We start from the raw sequence: 16,715 nt of genomic DNA on the forward strand, positions 1-16,715 counted from the left end.
AACGACGGGCAGGACTTCAGCATCGTGGCTACGCGACCAGCCACGCCCGTCGGGGAGGCGTCAAGAGTGGCGCCCGTCGGGGAGCCGGCCAGGGTGGCGCCCGTCGCGGCCCCGCCAAGAGTGACGCCCGTCGCGGAGCCGTTGCCCAAGGAGGCGCCGACGGTTCAGGGTCTGACGGTTCACGGCCTGACGGTCCAGGGCCGTCCGGTGCGGCGCCGGCTCGGTGAAGGCCTCTCGAAGGGCACGCCGAAGCCCCCGCCGGATCCGGCACCCGAAGGGGCACCCGCCGCCCCATCCGACGACTCGCCGGACGGCGGCCCGCGCAAGCCGGTCCCCCTTCAGGACGCCCCCCTCCAGACGGCCCTGCACGCGGACGTGGTCCGTACGCAGACAGCCTGAGAGGCCAACTCCCGCTCATGAGAGCCTGGTCGGGTTCAGCGCAGCAACGTGATCCACGGAGTTACCTCGCCATGTCCGAGACCCAGGCCGGGACGACCGACACCCGAAACGACCAGGCCGGGCAGGGTTCGGGCAGACACAGAGGGCAGGCCGCCGGGCAGGAGGAATCCGGGCAGCGCACGCAGGGCCGTCACCGGCGTCCGCCGCAGGAGGCCGAGCGCTGACCCGCCTCGTCAGGAGTGCTCGACGACCGCGTCGGTCAGCACGGGGGCGTCGTCACGTTCCACGGCGGTGACGGCCAACTGGACGCGTCCGGCGCCCGGTTCAGCTTCGCCGGCACCCTCGCTCCACATGCGTACGCGCAGCGTCTCGCCGGGGAAGACGACCCCGGTGAAGCGTGTGCCGTAGCTGCTCACCCTCGTCACGTCCCCGCCGAGCACGGTGTCCACGACGGCCTTCAGCACCATCCCGTACGAGCACAACCCGTGCAGGATGGGCTTGTCGAAGCCTGCGAGCCGGGCGAACTCGGGGTCGGCGTGAAGTGGATTCCAGTCACCCGAGAGCCGGTAGAGCAGTGCCTGGTCCTCGCGGACGAGGCACTGCACCTCGTGATCGGGCTGCCGCTCCGGCGGCTCGGAGCGTGAGGACGGCCCGCGGTCGCCGCCGAAGCCGCCCTCGCCCCGTACGAACAGCTGGGCCTGCGAGGTCCACAACGGGCCGTCCGCGTCGGCCGCCTCGGAACGCAGCACGATGACCGCGGCCTTCCCCTTGTCGTACACCGCGGCGACCGAGGAGGTCTGGGTGGCGCTGCCCGAGACCGGGACCGGCCGGTGCGTGACGACGCTCTGCGAGCCGTGCAGCACCGCGGCGACGTCCACATGCACTCCGGGGGCCGCCAGCCCGCCCATCACGCCCATGCCGCCGCCCGCCACCGTGGCGAAGCTGGGCAGCACCTGCAGCCGGCTCTCGAGGGTGTAGCGCAGCTCGCCCGGATCATCGGCGGGGACTCCGGCTCCGAGGCCGAGGTGATAGAGCTGAACGTCCTTGTGTCCCCAGGTGATCCGGGTGCTGGTCGGCTCGGCGGACACCGCGCGCTCGACATCGATGGGCATCGGCTTCAGCTCCTCAGGCATGTTCGTCCGCAGCGTCCAGGGTCCGGCTCGTACGGCTCTGTTCCGGTTGCGGATCGTTCGTGGTGCACCTACACAAGTCCCACCGGAAGCGTAAGACTGCTGGCTCAGGCCGGAATCCGGCCCATACTTCAGGGGGACGTCTTGGACCCGCACGGATCTGCTCCGCACGCAGAGGGCGAGATCAACACCAGCATTCCGCACTCGGCGCGCATCTGGAACTACTGGCTGGGCGGCAAGGACAACTACGCCGTCGACCGCGAAGCCGGCGACCAGTACCGCGACGCCTTTCCCGGGATCGACGAACTCGCCCGCGCCTCCCGGTACTTCCTCATCCGCACCATCCGCTTCCTGGCGACCGAGGCCGGGATACGTCAGTTCCTCGACGTGGGCACCGGGCTGCCCACCGTCGACAACACCCACGAGGTCGCCCAGCGCGCCGCCCCGGACGCCCGCGTCGTCTACGTGGACAACGACCCGCTCGTCCTGGTGCACGCGCACGCGCTGCTGACCAGCTCGCCCGAGGGCAGGACCGCCTACATCGAGGCGGACCTGCGCGACCCGGAGAGCGTGCTCGCCGGCGCCCGGGAGGTCCTCGACCTCTCCCAGCCCGTCGCGCTCATCCTCAGCGGCGTACTGGGCCACGTCGCCGACCACGGGGAGGCGCGCGCCATCATCCGCCGCTTCATGTCGGAGCTCCCTTCGGGGAGTTACCTCTCCCACAACGACGGGATCGACGACAACCCGGACACCAACGCGGCGCAGGACGACTACAACGACTCCGGGGCCGTCCCCTACAACCTCCGCTCCCCGGAGGAGATCCGCAGCTTGTACGACGGTCTGGAGCTGGTGCCGCCCGGCGTGGTGCGCATCAACACGTGGCGCCCCGACATCGACGCCGACGACTCACCCGACGCCGCCGCCTACGGCGGTGTCGCCCGCAAGCCCTGACCGGAGCGGCCGTGGGCGGCGGCGCGAGACCCCGACCACCGCCCCCACGGCACACGTTGCGGAGCCGAACGCATCGCCGGGCCGCGCACACGGTCAGCGTGCGACGGCGTCGGCGGACGCCGGTTCCCCCTGCTCGTCCTCGCCGTGTTCCTCGCGTTCCGAGCGCGGGAGGACGAAGAGCACGATCGCCGCGCACACCACGAGGATGCAGGCGGCGGTGCGGAAGGCCAGCGCGTATCCGGAGGCCAGCGCCTCCGGGCTGCCGTCGCCCGCGATGTGGGCCGTGGCCAGCGTCGAGAGCGCGGCCAGCCCGAGCGAACCGCCCATCGTGCGGGAGGTGTTGACCAGCCCCGAGACCAGACCCGCGTCGCCCGGACGCACCCCGGACATGGCCACCGAGGACAGCGGCGTCGAAGCGACTCCGGCGCCGAACGCCATCATGATGCCGGGCCCCGTGACGGTCTCCAGGAAACCGCCGCCGGCGTGCATCGCGCTCTGCCACAGACAGCCGAGACCGGCGACCACCACACCTGCCAGCACGACGTTCCTGGAGCCGAGCCGCACCATCAGATGAGGCGCGATCTTCGCGCCGCACACGATGCTCAAGGACTGCGGGATGAAGCCCAACCCGGCCTGCAGGGGCGTGTAGTGGAGCACGTTCTGCATGTAGAGCGACATGAAGTACCACATGCAGAACATCGCTGCGCCGCACACGAAGATCGCGGCGTTCGCCGCGGAGACGGCCCTGCGCCGGAAGAGCCGCAGCGGCACGAGCGGCATGGGCGTACGCGCCTCGACGGCGACGAAGACCGCCAGCAGCGCCAGCCCCGCACCGAGCGGCACCAGAGAAGCGACGGACGACCAGCCCGCGGACTCCGTCTGCACGATGCCCCACGCCAGCGTCACCAGCCCCGCGGTGACCAGCAGAGCGCCCGGCACATCGAGGCGGCGGGGAGCGGTACGGTCCCGGACCTCCGTCACCCACAGTGCGGCGGCCGCCAGTACCACGGCCCCGATCGGCACGTTGATCAGCAGCACCCAGCGCCACGACAGCGCGTCGGTGAGCACACCCCCGACGAGGCCGCCCGCCGCTCCGCCTCCCGCGCCGACGGCGCTCCACGTCGCGATGGCGCGGGTACGTGCGCGGCCCGGCGGAAACGAGGTGGTCAGGATCGTCAGCGTCGCCGGAGCCAGCACCGCGGCCCCGGTTCCCTGTAGACCGCGGGCGGCGAGCAGGTGCCACGGCTCCCGCGCCAGCCCGCCCAGCAGGCTTGCCGCCGTGAACAGCGCCAGGCCCAGCAGGAACATCCGCTTCCGTCCGAAGACGTCCGCGGCACGGCCGCCCAGCAGCATGCAGCCGGCGAAAGAGAGGGTGTAGGCGTTCACCACCCATTGCAGCCCTGCGGCGTCCAGCCCCAGGGCAGTCCGCATGGACGGCAGGGCGACGTTGACCACGGACACGTCCAGCACGACCAGGAACTGCCCGGCGCACGCAGCCAGCACCACCACCCACATGCGTGCGGGCACGGCGCCTTCGTCGTGTGCGCGGCCTGCGACGGCGGTGGTGGAGGTATCTGCAGGGGGCATGGATGTCATGCTCCCACCTGCCCGTCGAGGCGCCCACCGGATATTCGCCGTACGGGCGAGGCCGTGAGATGTAGGTCGGGCGGCCTACTCCGGGGAGTTCGGACGTACGGTCAGCGCTTCCACGGCCGTGGGGGCGGCTCGTCCGAGGGGTCCCACAGCGGGTGTTCGCGGCGTGCCCAGGCGCGGTCGACCTTGCCGGTGCGCATCGCCGCCCGTGCCTCCGGGTGTGCGACGGCCATCGCCACGTGCCCGACCAGCACGATCCCCAGGGCGAGGGCGAGCCAGTCGTGCACGAAGGTCGCGCTCGTTCGCCACACCAGCGGGGCCAGACCCGTGAACCACATGAGGAGTCCCGTGCCGGTCATCACCAGCACGGCTCCCGCCGTCCACGCCGCGAAGACCTTCTGCCCGGCGTTGAACTTGCCCGCCTCCACTCCCCAGTCCTCACCCGGACGGGGATGGGGACGGCGGGCACGGGCGGCGGCACGCAGCCAGATCCGGTCGTGCGGCCCGAAGCGGTTGAGCCGTCGCAGGTCGGCGCGCAGCGCTCGGGAGGCCAGCCCCAGCAGCAGCGGCACCGGCAGCAGCAGCCCGGACCACTTGTGCACGGTCACCATGAGCCAGCGACGGCCTGCGAGTTCGGCCAGCCCCGGCACGTACAGGCACAGCGCGGTTCCCACGCACAGCGCCATGAGCACGGCCGTGCCGTGGTGGCACCAGCGCACGGCCCGTTCGAAGCGCAGCACACGGGAGGCGGACGCGGCACTTTCTTCGGGGCCGGGGCGTTCGTCGACCGCGGAGGCGGGACCAGGGGGTTCAGGCGGCTGTCGGAGCATCATCACGTCCGTTCGACCGGCCGACCCAGCCATCGACTGCGTAGCCGCGCTTCTCCCAGTAGCCGGGCTGCACTTCGCGGGTGAGCCGGATGCCCGAGAGCCACTTCGCCGACTTGTAGAAGTACATCGGCGCGACGTACAGCCGCACCGGGCCGCCGTGTGAGTGGCTGAGCGGTTCGTCGTTCATGCGCAGAGTCACCAGCACGTCGTCACGCATGGCCTGCTTCAGGGTGAGGCTCTCGCTGTAGATCCCGTCGAAGCAGGTGAAGCGGACGGCGCCGGCCTCGGGCCGCACGCCGAAGGCGTCGAGCAGGTCGGACAGCCGCACCCCTTCGAAGGCCGTGGAGGGCACCCGCCATCCCGTCACGCACTGCACGTCGCGGACGATCCGCTGCTGCGGCAGCTCGCGCAGCTCGTCGAGCGTGAGGCGGCCCGGCTTCTCCACGAGGCCGCCGACCCTCAGTTCGTAGGTGCCGGCGTTCCGGTGCGGCACCGAGGAGGCCACCGAGTAGTAGCGGAAGCCGCCGCCGTTGGGCAGCAGCTCGGTGACGCCTGTCGGGTCCTTGCCGGAGACGGCGCTCAGCGCGCTCTCCGTGCCGCGCTGCAGATAGGGCGCGCTCACCAGCCCGGCCGCGCCCAGCCCGAGCATTCCGAGCACGAGACGGCGGCCGACAGGGGAGCCCTCACCGTCCGCAGGGGCGCCGGGAGCCTTGGGAGTGTCCACGGGACGATTCGAGCACCGTCCCCTCCTCCCGCGCCAGGGTGTGAGGGAAAGCGTCAGACTTCCGTCATCTGCGGTGCCGGTCCGCAGCGCCCCTCCGAGCCCCCGGCCGTGACCGTCCGAGGGGGCGCGTGTCCAAGGTCCGGGCAGGTGGGGCAGCATGGGCGCCGACGTCACGCTGCCCGAGGAGCAGGATGAGCCAGTCCAGCCGGACATCCGGGACCGCTGCGGAGCCCCAGTCATACCCGCAGCCGGAACCGCAGCCGGAGCCCGCCACGCTCGCAGCCTTCGAGGCGGCGAAGGGGTTCATGCCGGCCGACGAGGGCCGGGCCCTCTTCGCCGCGGCCGTACGGGCTTCGGCGCTGGGCCTGCCGCTGCTGGAGGTCGGCACCTACTGCGGGCGCTCCACGCTTCTGCTGGCCGACGCCGCCCGTGGGGCGGGCGTCAGCGCGGTCACCGTCGACCACCACAGGGGCAGCGAGGAGCAGCAGCCCGGCTGGGAGTACCACGACACCGACGTCGTCGACCCGCGGAGCGGGCTGATGGACACGCTTCCCACCTTCCGCCGCACCCTGCACGAGGCCGGGCTGGAGGAGCACGTCATCGCGGTCGTCGGCCGCTCACCGCGCGTCGCGGCAGTGTGGGGCGGCGAGTTGGGCCTCGTCTTCATCGACGGCGGGCACACCGACGAGCACGCCACCGCCGACTACGAGGGGTGGGTGCCGCACCTCGTGACGGACGGGCTGCTGGTGGTACACGACGTCTTCCCGGACCCTGCCGACGGCGGGCAGGCCCCGTACCGGATCTACCGCCGGGCCCTCGATTCCGGTGCCTTCAGGGAGATTTCGGTGACCCGGTCGCTCCGCGTTCTGCAGCGTACGGGCGCGGGGATCTGAACAGGCCAGTAGCATCCCTGACGTGTCCAACGGAAGCCCGCCACCGAACACTCCGCCGAGCACCGACTGGGCACCCGAGCCGGGAAGACCCCGCCGCCTCCTCCGGCGTGTACTGGTCGCCTTCGTGGTCCTGCTCCCGACGTGCTTCGCGGCCTGGCTGGTGTGGCAGTCCGTCGAGCAGCCGGCCAGAGCGAGCAAGTCCGCACCGACGCTCATCCCGGTGCCATCGGACTCGAAGTCCCCTTCGTCCGGGAAGAGTTCGCCGGGATCGAAGGACCCGGCATCCGGGCACGGCAGCAAGCCGCTGTCGGGCAGGACGGTCGTGCTCGACCCGGGCCACAACCCCGGCAACCGGGATCACGCCACCGAGATCAACCGCAGCGTCAGCATCGGCACGGCGCGCAAGGAGTGCGACACCACCGGAACGGCGACCGAATCCGGTTACTCGGAGGCCGAGTTCACGCTCGATCTGACCCGCCGCGTCCGGACGGAACTGAAGAAGCTCGGCGCGACGGTGAAGCTGACGCACGAGGGCGACAGTGAGTGGGGTCCGTGCGTCGACCAGCGGGCCGCGGCGGGAAACCGTGCCGACGCGGACGCCGCCGTCTCGCTGCACGCCGACGGCGCACCCGTGGGCGACCGCGGCTTCCACGTGATCCTTCCCGCCTCCGTGCAGGAGGGCAGGGCCGACACCCGGGCCATCACCGGACCCTCGCGGCGCCTCGGCCATGAACTGGCCGACTCCTTCCGGAAATCCACCGGCGAGAAGCCTGCCGGCTACATCAACGACGGCAAGGGCATCGATACGCGCGACGACCTCGGCGGCCTCAACCTCAGCCGCGTCCCCAAGGTCTTCCTCGAGTGCGGGAACATGCGCGATCCGCGTGACGCCGGCCGGCTCACCGACCGCAAGTGGCGCGACCGCGCAGCGCACGGGGTGGCGGAAGGCATCGCGGGGTTCCTCGAAGGAAAGCGCTAGACGTCTGGCCCGACGAAGACTTCGACAGAGCAGCCGGTGCGTCCCCGGCCTGTGTACGGGAGCCGCCGGCTCCGGATGATGACCCGCCCCACAGGGCCCGGCACCCGTCCGTACGATGGGGTGCTACCCCCCGGCAGAAGACCCATAGACCATATGAAACCTACAAAGGATCCCACGTGAACATCCGCTCGCTCACACGAGGCGATGGCGCGGTGATCGGGACAGCGTTGCTGCTGCTGATCGCTTCTTTCTTCCCGTTCTTCGACGTCGACGGAAGCTGCCCCGTCGACTCATGCAGCGTGTCCGCCTGGTCCCGCTCCACCCTTCCGATGCTGCCCACGGTGCATCTGCTGGGAGTCATCGCTGCGGCTCTGTTCGTCGCCGCCCGTCTGCTGCCCGAGGGCCGCAAGCTGCTCGGGCTCGCCCTTGACCAGTGGGGGATGGTGCTCTGCCTGGTCGTCGGATGGGCGGGTTTCTGGTCGTTGATCTCGGTCATCTTCCCCGACCTGGAGCAGCCGGGCAGTTCGGCCGACCCCAACGAGAACTGGAAGTTCGGTGCCGGCGCGTACCTGACTCTCTTCTTCGCGCTCGCCGTCGCGACCGCAGGCGTGCTGAACAACCTCCTGCCCGCGCTGAAGGCCCCGCTGCTGCCGGCGCCGAAGCCCAAGAGCCCCTACGGTGCGCCGCAGCCCGGTGCTTACGGCTACCCGGGCGGTCCGCAGCCCGGTCAGCCCGGTCCGTACGGCGGCCAGCCGCAGGGCGGATACGGCTACCCCGGCGGAGCACAGCCGGGCCAGCCCGGTCAGCCCGGACAGCCCGGACAGCCGCAGCAGCAGACTCAGCAGGGTGGTCCGGCGGCAGGCGGGGGCGCCCCGGACCCGAACTTCCAGCCGTTCTGGTTCGCCGTGCCGGTCACGCGTCCTCTCTTCGGTGAGGACGGTGCGCCGCAGCCCGTCGCCGAACTGGCCCCCGGTACCTGGTACCTGGCGGTCGAGCAGCGCGGCCCGGCTCTCGTCGCGCAGACGCAGGACGGCCGCAGGGGAGTTCTGCAGGACACCTCGGGCATCCAGCGCGGCTGAGCCGCCGGGTCCCACCGCACGAACAAGTCGGCCCCTCTCTCCGGGAGTTCCGGAGAGAGGGGCCGATCTCGTGCGGCGCTACTCGCTGCGATGAGCGGCTCCCCCGGGCGTCGCCTCGCCCAACCGGTGGGCGCCCCGCGGTCTTTCGGACACTGCCGGGGCCGGGTGTTCGCCTACGGGTCTCGCCGGGGGCGGCAGCAGCTGGGACGCTCAGCAGCAATCCGGCGGCAGGCCCTCAGGAAGGCTCTCGCCGCCGAAGACCTGGACGGTCGGCTCGTCTCCGCCCAGCGCTGCGACGGCCAGCAGCAGCGAACCTGCCGTCCACGCGGTCAGCTCCTCCGGCCAGATCGCGTCGTCCTCGAAGACGTAGCCGGTCCAGTAGAGCCCGTCCTCCGCACGCAGGTGCTGGACCCACTTGAGGATCTGCAACGCCCGGTCGGACTCCCCCATCGCCCAGAGAGCCAGGGCGAGTTCGGCGCTCTCACCGCCGGTGACCCAGGGGTTGGGCAGCACGCACCGGACACCGAGCCCCGGCACGACGAAGGCGTCCCAGCCCTCGTCCATGCGCGCCCGCGCGGCGTCGCCGCGCAGCGCTCCGCCGAGGACGGGGTAGTACCAGTCCATGGAGTAGTGGCTCTTGTCCAGGAAGCGCTCCGGGTGCCGGCGCACGGCATGGCCCAGCAGCCCCAGTGCCAACTCCCAGTCCGGCTGCGGCTCTTCGCGGTGCTCGGCCAGCGCGAGGGCGCACCGCAGGGCCTGGTGCACCGAGGACGAACCGGTGAGCAGGGCGTCCGTGACGGGCGTGCCGTCGGCCTCCCGCTTCCAGCCGATCTGCCCGCCGGGCTGCTGGAGCCGCAGCACGAACTCGACGGCGGCCGCGACCACCGGCCACATGCGTTCGACGAAGGCGTCGTCGCCGGTGGCGAGATAGTGGTGCCAGACGCCGACGGCGACGTAGGCGCAGAAGTTGGTCTCACGGGCGCGGTCGGTGGGCTGGGCGGCGTCACCGTCGGCGTAGGCGGCGTACCAGGAGCCGTCGGGGAGTTGGTGGTCCGCGAGCCACCGGTAGGCGGCCTCGGCGCGTGCGTGCTCCCCCGCCGTGTCGAGCGCCATGGCGGCCTCGACGTGGTCCCAGGGGTCGAGGTGGCCTCCTCGGAACCACGGGATCGCGCCGTCGGGGCGCTGCACCGCCAGCAGTCCGTTGACCGTCTGCCCGACCTGCGCCGCTGTCAGCACGCCGTCGAGGACGAGCCGTTCCGTACGCTCCGGGCTCGTCACGCCTGCACCTTGGCCTGCGCCGGAGCGCCGGCTTCGGCGGGGGTGACGTCGCCGGGCAGGTGGGGCTTCGTCGCGTACGCCACGAAACTCTTGCCGATGAGCGGGTCGAGCGCGCGCTCGGCGAGGCGCGTGGCCAGCGGCTTCTTCATGATGTCCCACACCAGCAACTGGTGGTAGGCGCGCACCGGGAGAGCCGCCTCGTCGCCGTCCCGTTCGACGCCGAAGGCGCACTTGAGCCACCAGTAGGGGGAGTGCAGCCCGTGCGCGTGATGCGTTCCGTACGGGCGCAGCCCTGCCTCGCGCATCTTGCCCAGCAGTTCGTCCGCCCGGTAGATGCGGATGTGGCCACCCTCGACCTCGTGGTAGGCGTCACTGAGCGCCCAGCAGATCTTCTCCGGGCCGTAGCGGGGGACGGTCACCGCGATGCGTCCGCCGGGCCTCAGCACGCGGACCATCTCGGCGAGCACGCCCTTGTCGTCGGGGATGTGCTCCATCACCTCGGAGATGATCACGACGTCGAAGCTGTCGTCGGGGAAGGGCAGCGCGAGCGCGTCCCCTTCCATCGCCGTGGCCGTAGCGCCCGCAGGAGCCTCGCCCTCCTCGGCCATCGCCGCGAACCAGTTGGCGACCTCGCGGATCTCCTCGGCGTTGCGGTCCAGCGCGACGACGCGCGCCCCGCGCCGGTAGCACTCGAAGGCGTGCCGGCCCGCGCCGCAGCCCAGGTCGAGTACGCGGTCGCCCGGGGCGAGCGGGAAGCGGGAGAAGTCGACGGTCAGCACGTTGCCTCTGCTTTCGGCGGATTGAGGTTGCTACAGGGGCGGTTGACGGGCGGCGGGGTGCGGTTCAGAGCTGCACGCGGCCGGCGGGCGCCGCCTCGTGCGACGAGCGCGAGCGTGCGGCGATGGCCGCGCGGTAGTGCGCCACGGTTCCGCGTGCAGCCTGCTCCCAGGTGAACCGGCGCAGCACGCGTTCGCGTCCGGCGGCTCCCAGCCGGGCGCGGAGGCCGGAGTCACCCAGCAGACGGCCGAGTGCCGCTGCCAGTGCGCCCGCGTCGCCGGGCGGCACGGACAGACAGGTCTCACCGTCCTTGCCCGCGACTTCAGGGATGGCGCCGCCGGTCGTGGCGACGAGCGGTGTGGCCGTCGCCATGGCTTCGGCTGCGGGGAGCGAGAAGCCCTCGTACAGCGACGGCACGCACGCGATCTGCGCTCCCCGCACCAGGTGGGCGAGTTCGGCGTCGCTGATGCCTTTGACGAACTCGACGTCGCCCTGGAGTCCGTAGCGCTCCACGGCGTCGGCCACCGGGCCCTCGGCGGGCCGCTTGCCGACCACGACGAGGTGGGCCTCCGGAACTTCCGTACGCACCTTGGCCAGCGCCTCGACCAGGTGCACCAGGCCCTTGAGGGGCACGTCGGCGCTGGAGGTGGTCACGATGCGGCCGGGCACCTCGGGGACGGCCGGATCCGGCGAGAAGAGGTCGGTGTCGGCGCCGATGTGGACGACGTGGACGCGGTCCTGCCGCACGCCGAGATGGTCGGTGATCTCCTGCCCGGACGAGCCGGAGACGGTGAGCACCGACGGCAGCCGACGCGCGACCCGCCCCTGCATCCGCGTGAAGCCGTACCAACGGCGTACCGAGGCGCGGGCCCGCCTGTTCGCTGCGGCGTCGAGGTCCAACTGCCGGTCGACGGTGATGGGGTGGTGGATGGTCGTCACGAGCGGGGCGCCGAGGTCGCCCAGGAGTCCGTAACCGAGCGTCTGGTTGTCGTGCACGATGTCGAACTCGCCGCGCCGGGCGGCCAGATGGCGCCTGGCCCGCAGGGAGAAGGTGAGCGGCTCCGGGAAGCCCCCGGTCCACATCGTCGCGACCTCCAGCCAGTCCACCCAGTCGCGGTACTCGCCGCGCTTGGGCGTGCGGAAGGGGTCGGGCTGCCGGTACAGGTCGAGGCTGGGCAGCTCGGTGAGGGTGACGCCGCCGTCCAGTACGGGATAGGGCTGGGCGCCGATCACCTCGACGCTGTGGCCGAGCCTGGCCAGTTCACGCGAGAGGTGGCGCACGTAGACGCCCTGCCCGCCGCAGAACGGGTTGCCCTTGTAGGTCAGCATGGCGATGCGCAGCGGTCTTCCACCGTCAGCGGCGTGGGCGTCCATGAGGTCCGGTGCGCCGGGGGCGAGGCGGTGCCCGGCGGGAAGACCGTCTCCCGCGACGGTCCCGACGGGGAGCACCCCGGTGGGGACGAGCCCGGCCGGAGCGGCGGCCCGGGTGTCCCGTACGGCCTCTGAGGTCACTCACGGCCCCCTTCAAAACGGCACGTCCGCCGGGGCGCAGGCACCGGCGCTGATCCTGGACGGGTTCAGGGGCCGGCGGACCGGCCTCTGAATCCCAGGAGCAAGAATTTACCGGCCAGTCACTTTCCCTGCGGAGCCGAGGCGGGTGATTCGCGCCACCCGTCGCTCACCTGCGAGAAGTCTCCGTGCTGATGGATCGTTCCGCCACACCGAAAAGGTGCAGACAGGATGAATGCATCAAGTCGCCTTCTCTGTGGGTGAATTCGCCTCGCCCCCGCCGAGGCGTTCCACGGCATCAGGCGGTCGCGATCCCCGCCAGGGCTCGGAATTCGCCGCGCTGGGCGCACCGTCAAACCGGAAGGCGACATCGCCGAGGGTGACATTGGGGCACAGAGGGCGCATGTGACGTCGTCACGCGCCCAGCGTGCGCACCCATCGCGTCGGTCTCGTGACCTCATCAGGCCACCACGAGGTGGCCCCAACCGGTATCTGTTTACAAGTACTTCGCATAAGCAGCGAAGTCTCCATCAAGGGGGTGGGATTTGTTACGGGTACTGCTGGTGCATGACGCAGGCCTGCTCAGATCGGGGCTGGAAGCCCTGGTGAGCCGGGCACCCGACATGTCGGTGAGGACGGCCGACTGGAGCAGCGCTCTGACCTCCGTGCGCGCCGCGCCCGCGGACGTGTGCGTCGTGGACATGGAGGCGGCCGGAGACCCGGCCTTGCAGGACCTGGCCCGCGTGCAGCGCAGGGAGGCACTGCAGGGCGGGGTGCTCGTCCTCGCCGCGGCCCACCGCCCGGGAGTCCTGCGCGGGGCGCTCGACGCGGGCACCCTCGGCTTCATGGACCGCCAGGCGACACCCGAGCGGCTGCTCGCGGGCATCAGGGAGGTCGGCCGGGGGAAACGATTCGTCGACGACTCGCTCGCGCTCGCCTTCCTCCGTGCGTCGGAAATGCCGCTGACACCCAGGGAGTTATCGGTCCTGTCGGTGGCGGCGGAGGGCGCGTCCATCGCGGAGATCGCCAACCGGCTGAGCCTGTCCGGCGGAACGGTGCGCAACTACATGTCGGCGATCACCCGCAAGACCGGCGCCCGCAACCGGGTCGACGCCATCCGCATCTCACAGGGAGCGGGCTGGCTGTGACGAAGCCGCGGAAGGGTCCCAGCCGGCCGCCAGATCGCGGTAGAGCGCGGAGCGCTCCAGCAGTTCGGCATGCGTACCGCAGTCGGCCCGCGCACCGTCCAGCACGAGGACGCGGTCGGCCCGCAGCGCCGAGCTGACGCGGTGTGCGATCACGATGAGTCCGCCGGGGAAGGGCCTGCCCTCGCAGGTCGGCCCTTCTGCCACGCGTGATCCGTCGCCCGACCCCGGATCGGCCATGGCCGACGCGCGTGCGGCGAAGGCCCGTTCGGCGCGGCCCTCTGCCGCCGGATCGAGATGGCACGTGGCCTCGTCCAGCACGGCCAGCGGTGCCGGGGAGAGGTGAGCCCGTACCAGCGCGATCAGTTGGCGCTCCCCCGCCGACAGCACGTCCGGGGCGACCGCACCTTCCAGGCCGCCCAGCCGGACGGCCAGGTCCTCGGCGCCGAGAGCCGTGAGGGCCGCGGTGACCGCGGTGTCCGGGGGCGGAACGGGGCAGAGGTGAACGAGGTTCTCGCGGAGGGTTCCCGAGAAGACGTATGCCTCCTGAGGGATGATCACTCGCGCGCCCGCCGCCTCGGAGCTGCTCGCGGGGAGCCCTCCGACGCGCACACCGCCGGCCTCGGGTTCGACCAGCCCCGCGATGAGCGACGCCAGCGTCGACTTGCCGATCCCGCTCGGCCCGACGACGGCGAGGTGGCCCCCGGCCGGCACCACGAGGCCGAGCCGGTCGATCACGGGCGCGGCCCCCTCGCCGTACCGGAAGGACACTCCGCTCAATTCGACGGCGGGAGGCCGGAACGCCGTACCGCCGCGGGGTGCCGGCACACGCGCGGGGTGCTTCGCAGCGACGGCGGGAGCATGGGCGGAGAGCGCCGTCGAGGGCGGAGGAAAGACGGCCGGCTTCGCCGCGGCTGACGAGCCCTCCGGCCCTCCTTCTTGCCCTCTCAGACGCCTGATCACCACGGCCAGTCGCGCCGAGGCGCTGCCCAGACCGTGGACGAGGCTCTGAAGAGCGGGCATCAGCGCCTGCGTCAGATATGTCAGGGCGCCCGCCAGAGCGCCCGTCGTCACGCCACGGGAGAGCAGCCAGGGCGCCAGCACCAACACCAGCACGATGGGCAGCCGCCCGCCGACCCCCAGCGCCAGCGCGCGGATCACACCCCACCGGGCGAGGCTCTCCGCAGCGCGGCGTTCAGACTCGACACGGCGCCGTCCCGCGAGCAGCATCCGGTCCTCCGCTCCGCAGGCCACCACGTCGCGCAGCCCCGAGAACGAAGTGCCCAGCTCCTGCGCGATGTCTTCGTCCGCCTTCAGGAAGACGAGCTGGCGCCGGGCCATCGGCCGCAGCGACGCGCCGAACAGCGCGAGTCCCAGCAGGAGAGGCGGCACCACGACGAGCAGCAGGAGGGGCGCCAGGGACAGCAGCCCCGCCAGTGCTCCCACGGCCGTGAACAGGAACGAACGCGAGACCGTGACCACGCCGGCGAAGCTGTCACGGGCGATCTCCACCTGATGCGTCAACCGCGAGACGACAGCGCTGCCTTCGTCTCCGCTGCCCGCGGAAGCCCCCTTGCCGACGGCGCGCTGAACGGCCCCCTCCAGGGCGTTCCGCACGACGGTGCGGACCAGTTCGTCCCGCAGCGGCTCGGCCAGCGCCCCCACGGCGACGTGCACGCGGCCCGACCCCAGGGCACCGGCCGGCACGACGAGCGCCGTGATCGCGAGCCATGCCAGCCCGGTGGCCGTCCGACCCGCGAGGAACCCGTCGTCGAGAGCGTGCGCCAGCCCGAAACCGAGGGCGAAGGTGTGCAGCGCCTCCAGCATCGACCAGCCCGCCAGGGCCGCCAGCGCACGCGGGCGCCCGAACAGGAAGCGCAGCCCGGCCCTGAGGAGACCTGAACTCCGGGGGCGGGCGAGGGTGTCGTTCGTGTGCGTGACCGTCATCCCGTACGCCCTTCCGCGCGGGCCGGAACAGCGGCCGCTTCCGCATGTGCTTCACGGCCCGCGCCCGGTTCGGCCGCGGCAGCCGTGGCGTCCGCCGTGGCCCCCGTACGGGCCGCCCCGTCCGTCTGGCCCCCGTCCGTCTGATCCGAGTCCCCCGCTCCCGTGAACACGGCCCGGTAGCCGGGCAGTTGCCACAGCTCCTCGTGGGTCCCCACTGCTCTCACCCGGCCCTCGTCGATCCAGGCCGTCAGATCGGCCCGGGCCGCTGTCGAGGCGCGGTGGGCGACCACGAGACGGGTACGGGCTGCCGCCGCCGAGCCGAACAGCGCCTGAGTCACGCGGAGTTCGGTGACCGTGTCGAGGCTGGACGTCGCGTCGTCCAGGATCAGCAGCCGTCCCCGGTGGTTGAAGGCGCGTGCCAGACCGATCCGTTGACGTTCGCCTCCGGACAGCGGCGCCTGCGCGCACGGGGTGTCGTACCCGGCGGGGAGCGTGCGGATGAAACCGTCGGCGCACGCCGAACGGGCCGCGGCGGCCACCCGTTCGGTCTCCGCCTCCCGCCCCTTCGGCACGTGTGTGCGGCCGCCGAAGGCGATGGCCTCGCTGATCGTCCCGCCCAGCATCGCGGGACGGGCGAAGGCGAAGCCCACGGCGTCGCGGAGTGATTCCCGGTCCAGGGAGGCCAGTTCGACGCCGTCCAGCAGCACGCGTCCCCCGTCCGGTTCCGCGAGACGCCCGGCGAGAGCCGCGAGAAGGGACTTGCCCGAGCCGGAACGTCCCACGAGCGCGAGGGTGGCGCCGCCGGGAACCACCAGGTCCACCCCGTCCAGCACCGTTCTTCCGCCCGCGACGGCCCGTACGCCTCGCAGCTCCAGCCGTCCGGCGCCGCCGCGTGGAAGCAGCGACCGCCCGTACCGGGGCGCGGGCAGCCGGTGCACCTCGGCGAGACGGCGGGCGGCGCCCCTGCTTCGTACAAGGGCGTTGAGCCGTCCCACCAGCACACCCACCCCGGCGGCCAGCGCCGCGTACCGCACGGCGGCGATCAGACCGCCCACGCTCAACTCGCCCGCGGACAGCAGGAATCCGCCCACGCCGATGACCGTGATCTGAAGCAGTGGCACCAGCACCGCGGCCTGCCCGGTGGCGCGGCCCTGCACCCGCCACATGCCGCGGCCCGCGTGACTCAGCGCGTCCAACGGCTCGAGCACGCGCGCGCTCTCCCGCCGCACGGTGCCCGCGGCGGCGATCGTACGTGCGCCGCCCACCGCCTCCACGAGACGTCCGGCGAGCGCGGCCTGCGCCTCCTGATACCGGGTGGTCCAGTCCGAGGAAGTACGGGTGAAGGCCCGAAGCAGCAGCGCCAGAAGGGGAGTTCCCGCGAGGAAGACGGCCGCGAGCCGGAGGTCGAGCAACGCGAGGGCCACCAGACCGCCGACGGGCACGGCGAGCGCGGCGAACGCGGTGGCCGCCGCCGAGGGAGC

The 16,715-nt window shown here is 72.1% G+C and carries 15 protein-coding genes and 1 pseudogene; 7 read left to right on the forward strand and 9 right to left on the reverse strand.

The window, feature by feature from the left end:
- Positions 1–399 (forward strand): annotated as a pseudogene (locus H5J26_RS18625) (hypothetical protein); the annotation flags it as partial.
- Positions 400–470: 71 nt separating this feature from the next.
- Positions 471–623, forward strand: coding sequence for a hypothetical protein (locus H5J26_RS18630; RefSeq protein ID WP_181767026.1), 153 nt, complete (start codon positions 471–473; stop codon positions 621–623).
- A 9-nt stretch (positions 624–632) separates the two neighbouring features.
- Here the strand turns inward: H5J26_RS18630 and H5J26_RS18635 are convergent, their stop codons facing one another.
- Positions 633–1,511 (reverse strand): MaoC/PaaZ C-terminal domain-containing protein, encoded by an 879-nt coding sequence (locus H5J26_RS18635; protein WP_181767027.1) that lies wholly within the window; start codon positions 1,509–1,511, stop codon positions 633–635.
- A 162-nt stretch (positions 1,512–1,673) separates the two neighbouring features.
- Between H5J26_RS18635 and H5J26_RS18640 the strand changes: the two genes are divergently transcribed.
- The gene (locus H5J26_RS18640; protein ID WP_181767028.1) at positions 1,674–2,480 is read left to right on the forward strand and encodes an SAM-dependent methyltransferase; all 807 of its coding nucleotides are present in this window, start codon (positions 1,674–1,676) and stop codon (positions 2,478–2,480) included.
- Positions 2,481–2,573: 93 nt separating this feature from the next.
- On the opposite strand, the gene H5J26_RS18645 is transcribed toward H5J26_RS18640, so the two are convergent.
- The 3 genes from H5J26_RS18645 to H5J26_RS18655 form a co-directional block, all read right to left on the reverse strand.
- Positions 2,574–4,076, reverse strand: coding sequence for an MFS transporter (locus H5J26_RS18645; RefSeq protein ID WP_181767029.1), 1,503 nt, complete (start codon positions 4,074–4,076; stop codon positions 2,574–2,576).
- A 101-nt stretch (positions 4,077–4,177) separates the two neighbouring features.
- A complete protein-coding gene (locus H5J26_RS18650; protein WP_268933105.1) occupies positions 4,178–4,906 on the reverse strand; it encodes a cytochrome b/b6 domain-containing protein in 729 nt (242 codons plus the stop codon).
- Positions 4,884–5,552, reverse strand: coding sequence for a molybdopterin-dependent oxidoreductase (locus H5J26_RS18655; protein ID WP_235980811.1), 669 nt, complete (start codon positions 5,550–5,552; stop codon positions 4,884–4,886). Before H5J26_RS18655 ends, H5J26_RS18650 begins: the two co-directional genes overlap by 23 nt.
- A gap of 380 nt (positions 5,553–5,932) precedes the next feature.
- On the opposite strand from H5J26_RS18655, the gene H5J26_RS18660 reads away from it, so the two are divergent.
- From H5J26_RS18660 to H5J26_RS18670, 3 genes are all read left to right on the forward strand, one after another.
- A complete protein-coding gene (locus tag H5J26_RS18660; RefSeq protein WP_235980812.1) occupies positions 5,933–6,520 on the forward strand; it encodes a class I SAM-dependent methyltransferase in 588 nt (195 codons plus the stop codon).
- 22 nt (positions 6,521–6,542) lie between these two features.
- The gene (locus H5J26_RS18665; RefSeq protein ID WP_181767031.1) at positions 6,543–7,499 is read left to right on the forward strand and encodes an N-acetylmuramoyl-L-alanine amidase; all 957 of its coding nucleotides are present in this window, start codon (positions 6,543–6,545) and stop codon (positions 7,497–7,499) included.
- 176 nt (positions 7,500–7,675) lie between these two features.
- On the forward strand, positions 7,676–8,578 hold the full coding sequence (locus tag H5J26_RS18670) for a hypothetical protein (RefSeq protein WP_181767032.1): 903 nt from the start codon (positions 7,676–7,678) through the stop codon (positions 8,576–8,578).
- A 210-nt stretch (positions 8,579–8,788) separates the two neighbouring features.
- Here H5J26_RS18670 and H5J26_RS18675 read toward each other — a convergent pair whose 3' ends face one another.
- The 3 genes from H5J26_RS18675 to H5J26_RS18685 form a co-directional block, all read right to left on the reverse strand.
- On the reverse strand, positions 8,789–9,856 hold the full coding sequence (locus H5J26_RS18675; RefSeq protein ID WP_181767033.1) for a prenyltransferase/squalene oxidase repeat-containing protein: 1,068 nt from the start codon (positions 9,854–9,856) through the stop codon (positions 8,789–8,791).
- Positions 9,853–10,635: a class I SAM-dependent methyltransferase gene (locus H5J26_RS18680; protein WP_181767034.1), complete on the reverse strand. Its 783-nt coding sequence runs from the start codon at positions 10,633–10,635 to the stop codon at positions 9,853–9,855. Before H5J26_RS18680 ends, H5J26_RS18675 begins: the two co-directional genes overlap by 4 nt.
- A 64-nt stretch (positions 10,636–10,699) precedes the next feature.
- Positions 10,700–12,007 carry a glycosyltransferase family 4 protein gene (locus H5J26_RS18685; protein WP_181767039.1) on the reverse strand — a complete coding sequence of 436 codons (1,308 nt, stop codon included), beginning with the start codon at positions 12,005–12,007 and terminating at the stop codon, positions 10,700–10,702.
- Between the two features lie 698 nt (positions 12,008–12,705).
- On the opposite strand from H5J26_RS18685, the gene H5J26_RS18690 reads away from it, so the two are divergent.
- Positions 12,706–13,290: a response regulator transcription factor gene (locus H5J26_RS18690; protein ID WP_309237970.1), complete on the forward strand. Its 585-nt coding sequence runs from the start codon at positions 12,706–12,708 to the stop codon at positions 13,288–13,290.
- Here H5J26_RS18690 and H5J26_RS18695 read toward each other — a convergent pair.
- Positions 13,267–15,234: an ATP-binding cassette domain-containing protein gene (locus H5J26_RS18695; RefSeq protein WP_181767035.1), complete on the reverse strand. Its 1,968-nt coding sequence runs from the start codon at positions 15,232–15,234 to the stop codon at positions 13,267–13,269. The two genes, H5J26_RS18690 and H5J26_RS18695, sit on opposite strands and share 24 nt — an antisense overlap.
- Positions 15,231–16,715, reverse strand: a 1,485-nt coding sequence (locus H5J26_RS18700) for an ATP-binding cassette domain-containing protein (RefSeq protein ID WP_181767036.1), incomplete at its 5' end; no start/stop codon positions are given. The genes H5J26_RS18695 and H5J26_RS18700, both read right to left, overlap by 4 nt.

It is taken from the genome of Streptomyces albidus (ex Kaewkla and Franco 2022), assembly GCF_013870515.1.
Lineage (GTDB): Bacteria > Actinomycetota > Actinomycetes > Streptomycetales > Streptomycetaceae > Streptomyces > Streptomyces albidus.